The organism is Xanthomonas sp. SHU 308, from assembly GCF_000364645.1.
In the GTDB taxonomy this organism is placed as follows: domain Bacteria; phylum Pseudomonadota; class Gammaproteobacteria; order Xanthomonadales; family Xanthomonadaceae; genus Xanthomonas_A; species Xanthomonas_A sontii.
The window spans coordinates 1-1,165 of sequence record NZ_AQOK01000121.1; the positions used below are offsets into that span (position 1 = coordinate 1).

General features: G+C 70.8%; 1 protein-coding gene. It reads left to right on the forward strand.

All coding sequences use genetic code 11. The features are described from left to right. Positions 1 to 123 precede the first annotated feature (123 nt). On the forward strand, positions 124 to 834 hold the full coding sequence (gene phoU / locus D588_RS0105420) for a phosphate signaling complex protein PhoU (protein ID WP_017914020.1): 711 nt from the start codon (positions 124 to 126) through the stop codon (positions 832 to 834). Positions 835 to 1,165: the final 331 nt, after the last annotated feature.

Sequence of the window (1,165 nt, forward strand, 5' to 3'; positions counted from 1 at the left end):
CGCCCGCCGCTGCCTCGTCGCAGCGGCCGCGCCCGCCGCCCCACGGGCGGGCGCCCGGCGACGCCAGCACCGCACCGCCAGGCATGGCCGCGGCGACACCAACGCACCTATTGGACCTACGACATGAACACTCAGCCCAACGAGCACATCGTGAAGAGCTACGACGAAGAACAGCATCGCCTCGCCGCCGAGATCGTGCGCATGGGCGAAACCGCGGTGGCGCAGTTGGAAGCGGCGCTGGACGTGGTCGAACGCCGCGACGACAACGCCGCGCTGCGCATCGTCGTCAACGACGAAGCGATCGACGCGCTCGAGCACTCCATCAGCCACGACGTCATGCGCCTGGCGCTGCGCGGACCGATGGCACGCGACCTGCGCGAGATCCTGGCCGGCCTGCGCATTCCCGCCGACGTCGAACGCATCGGCGACTACGCCGCCAACGTCGCCAAGCGCTCGATCGCGCTGAACATGTCCCCGCCGATGCCGCAGACCCTGGGCCTGCGCCAGCTCGGCAAGCTCGCCGCCGAACAGGTGCGCGCGGCGCTGGCCGCCTACCAGAACAACGACGCCGACGCCGCGCTGCTGGTGCGCCAGGGCGACGCGCAGCTCGATGCGCAGTACACCGCGCTGTTCCGCGAGCTGCTGACCTACATGATGGAAGACCCGCGCAACATCACCCCGTGCACGCATCTGCTGTTCATGGCCAAGAACCTGGAGCGGATCGGCGACCACGCCACCAACATCGCCGAGAACGTATGGTTCCTGGTGCACGGCGACGAGCCGCTGCCGCCGCGCGACAAGCGCGACGAGACCAGCTCCACCAGCGGCATCTGACCCCCGGCGTGCGGACCGGCCATGCGCCGTTCCGCCGCCGCTGGCGTCCCCGGGCTCCGTGCACAACGGAGCCTTTTTTGTCGCCACGCACCGCCGCATGCAGCGCGGTGCGGCAGCGGGTAGGCTTGGCGCACTGCCGGACATCCCGACCGGCACCCGTCCATCGCCAGGAGCCTGCGCATGTCCACGTCGTCCCGTCCGTCCTCTGCCCTCGCCGGTGCGGTCCTGCTTGGCGGGATCGGCCTGTCCGCCTCCGCGCTGGCGATGACCGACCTCGCCCAGGGCTATGCGCTGGGCGCGCAGGCTGCCGTCACCCCGCCGCAAAGCACCA

What these genes read in the sequence shown, in the direction of transcription:
- phoU (WP_017914020.1), top strand. Translation starts at nt 124, where the DNA reads ATGAACACTCAGCCCAACGAGCACATCGTGAAGAGCTACGACGAAGAA.